The organism is Streptomyces sp. NPDC001492 (genome assembly GCF_053597275.1).
The window spans coordinates 1-3,421 of record NZ_JBSFHW010000111.1; the positions used below are offsets into that span (position 1 = coordinate 1).

3 protein-coding genes are annotated in these 3,421 nt (G+C 68.1%); 1 reads left to right on the top strand and 2 read right to left on the bottom strand.

All coding sequences use genetic code 11. From position 1 onward, the window contains the following. The first annotated feature begins 278 nt into the window (after window positions 1-278). Window positions 279-1,835, top strand: coding sequence for a hypothetical protein (locus ACWC1K_RS50555; RefSeq protein WP_450840971.1), 1,557 nt, complete (start codon window positions 279-281; stop codon window positions 1,833-1,835). 206 nt (window positions 1,836-2,041) lie between these two features. Here the strand turns inward: ACWC1K_RS50555 and ACWC1K_RS50560 are convergent, their stop codons facing one another. After that, window positions 2,042-2,965 carry a hypothetical protein gene (locus tag ACWC1K_RS50560; RefSeq protein WP_450840972.1) on the bottom strand — a complete coding sequence of 308 codons (924 nt, stop codon included), beginning with the start codon at window positions 2,963-2,965 and terminating at the stop codon, window positions 2,042-2,044. A 108-nt stretch (window positions 2,966-3,073) separates the two neighbouring features. After that, the coding region (locus ACWC1K_RS50565) for a transposase (RefSeq protein WP_450840974.1) at window positions 3,074-3,421 on the bottom strand (348 nt) is incomplete at its 5' end.

The following is a 3,421-nucleotide window of genomic DNA, read 5'->3' on the forward strand; positions in this document are numbered from 1 at the left end:
CTACGGACATCCGTGAGGTGTGGTGGGCCGAAGGCCAGATCCTGTACGGCCGAGCTCCGTTCGAGTTCAACCGGCCCCGCATCCTCACCAGCCATGAGATTCATGGGTCAGGGCTGGATGTTCTTCAGGTCCTCCAGAGGCTTGGGTGCGTCTGCCGGGTGTAGGCGCTGGACCAGGGCTGGTCGCTCGCGAAGATCTGGCCTGCCGGCTCCTTACCATTGGCCGTACACTGCCAATTCATAAGCAAGCGGGCTGTATTGACGGGGGGGGAGCCCACCATGTCTGGGGATTTCTACGGGCAGAACAGATTCGTACCGCCCATGCCGTCGAGTCCTCCGCCCGCGCCGCCGGACGCAGGCCGGGCCGTCGCCGTCGCCCTGCTCAACCTCAGCGGTCTGGGCCTGGGTTACGCGCTGATGCGCCGCTGGGTCCTGGCCGCCGTGTGCTGGGCGGCGACCGTCGTCCTGCTGCTGATGGCGCTGCCTGCGGACGCCGACGGCGTGCCCGGGCTCGCGCTCGGCCTGTACGTCGTGTGCCTGGTGCTGACCGCCGTCCACGGCGCCGTCGTCGCACTGCGCACGCGCCTGGCCTGGCCTGGACGGTCGCCGATCGCGATCCTGCTGGGCGTGGCGCTGCTCGCCGTACCGGTGGGCGGGTCCGTGCTGTACGACAACGCCCGCCAGGAGGCCATCGAGCAGGCCCTCCTCGACCGGCTCCAGAAGGCCGACGACCTGGTGACGGCGGCTGGCCGGGACTCGTTCGGCGGCGGCAAGTCCGACTACAGGTCGGCGCTCGAGACCTACCGGAACCTCGCGGTCCACCACTCGGGCTCCCGCGCGGCGGCCGAGGTCCCCGACCGGATGAGGACCTACTACGCGACGGTGGGCGCGGCCTACGGTCACAAGAACTACTGCGACGCCGTCGCACCGCTCGAGTACCTGCGCACGGTGCCCGACACCATGCCCAAGGACGCCATCGGCTCTCTGCGCACATGGCCCGACGACCGGCTCGCCACCTCGCTGTACGAGTGCGGTTCGCAGCGGATGTCCGGTGGCGACTCGGACTGGGTCACGCAGTACGGCAACCTGCTGGACACCTTCCCCGACTCCGAGCCGGCCGCGAAGGTCGCCCCCGCGGTGAGTTCGGCCGTCGACGCCGCCGCCAAGGAGGTACACGGCGACGACCCGTGCGCCGCCGTCTCCCAGCTGCGCGAGCTGAAGACCCAGATCGGCGACCTGTCCGGCAGCGCGGGCGAGCAGTTGAGCGACCTCGACAAGGACGCCGACCGGGCGGGCGCGAAGGCCGACGCCGGTGACTACGACTGCGGCGTCCACCAGTACAAGCACGGCGACTTCGATGAGGCCCAGCAGACCCTCACCGACTTCGCCTCCGCTCACAAGCACGACAAGAACCGGGCCCGCGCCCAGAAGATCGCCATAGCCGCCGAGATCGCCCAGACCATCCCGGCCGCCGGCAAGAAGCTGCCCACCACCGCCTCCGGCGGCGGCATCTCGGTGACGGTGAAGAACGACAGCCCCGACGACATCACCGTCCTCTACACCGGCCCCGTCACCGGCAGTTTCACCCTCAAGGCCTGCGGCAGTTGCAAGGCCTACTCCTTCACCGACACCATCACCCCCGGCTTCAAGCCCTGCTCCAGCGGCAAGAGCTACCCCCAGCGCACCATCAGCCTGCCAGCGGGCACCACCTACTTCGTCCACAAGCCCAAGAACCGCACCACCTCGTCGCCCGCCAAGGACACCGCCAAGATCAGCTCCGGCTACATCTACACCGAGTGCTCCTACACCACGCAGAGCCTCGGCAGTGGTCACTGACGGGCCGTTCCCTGCCGGTGGCACCGAGCGTCACCGGCAGGGGCGAACCGCCGGGTGTGCCATGAGCATGTAGTGCCCTCCTTCATCACGGGCCACGGTGCGATCACGTGCAGATCCGCGAAAATCCAGGGATCGGGGCTCCATGCGTCCGGTGTCCGAGGCCGGCCGTCGAGGTGGTGCTCGCCGGCCGGCCACCGCACCGGCGCTCAGTCCTTGGTCTGCTCCAGTGTGGACTTGGTGTCCGACTTCAGCCAGTCACGGACCTCGCTGAGATCCGGCGGGCTCGTGTCACTGTCGTACGTCGTGCGGTACTCGGTGAACCCCATGGTGTACGTCATCCAGCCGTCCCGGACGGCGAGAGTGGCATAGATGGATCCGCTGGTTGTGCCGCTGGTGGTGTCGTTGCTGACGAGATACGCCTCGTCACCGATGCCCTTGACGATCTCCACGTCGTAACCCGAGTGGCTCTTGCGGTAGTTCTTCCACAGAGCGGTGAACTCCGCCGCCGGATCGGTCTTCTTGTGCAGGTCCATCTGCATGGTGAGATAGGCGTCCCCGTAGCTGGACGGGGTCTTCTTCAGGCTCAGGCTGCAGTAACTCTCGTCCAGCGCGTCGGACTTGAGGGAGTTGCGGAGCGGCGAGGAGTCGTCATCCGGGTACTCGTCCTTGAACGACGAGTAGTCCGCGCCGGTGCACAGGTTCGAGGGGGTGCTGTAGCCGCGCAGGTCGGCGCTGTCGCCCCGGCCGAGGAGGAACACGCCGCCCGCCCATGCGGCGGAGGCGACCACCGCGCCGACGACCGCCCACAGCACGGCCCGCCCGGCGCCGCCACCGCCCCCCGGGGCCGCTGGGACGGGCACGGGGCCGTAGTAGGGCTGCGCGGCATACGGGTTGCCCGGCTGGGGCTGGGGCTGGGCAGGCTGGCCGACCAGGGTGGGCTGGGCGTAGAAGTTCGGCTGGGCCGGTGTGGGCGCGGGAGCCGACGGCGGGTCGGATCCCGGCACACCCGGAGCCGCGGGCTGCGGATTCGGGGACTGCGGCTTGGGGTGCGGATACGCGCTCGGGGTCGCCGGCGTCTCCGGGATGCCTGGCTGATCAGATGGCTGCGAAGCCTCGGGTGGCGTGGACATGATGTGAAGATAGTCGGCGATAGGCGTCAAGTCCCATGATATCCAGGATCGTTATGCCCTGGTGTCGGCTCTGGTACGGCGCAGAGGGAACCGAACGAAGGAACCGCGTTACTGACTTCCTCGGGTTGTTGTCGGCTGCTGGGTGAGGGGCAGTCTGGTGCCGGCCAGACAGCCGTCGATGAGGTCAGGGTGGAGCTGGATATGGCGTAAGCCTCGGCGGAGGGTGCGTTCGAGGTGCTCGTCGTCGGTGAAAGCGGTGTTGGCCAGCGGCCCGCGCCGTAACAACGACCAAACACCCTCTACCGGATTCAAGTCCGGCGCATAGGTGGGCAGTTGGATGATGGTGAGCCAGTCGTGTGCGGCCGCGTACTCACGCATCCCGGCTGCCCGGTGGGTGTTGAGATTGTCCCAGATCAGCACGATCGGTGCCTGGAGTTGGATGTGAGCACGGACAAC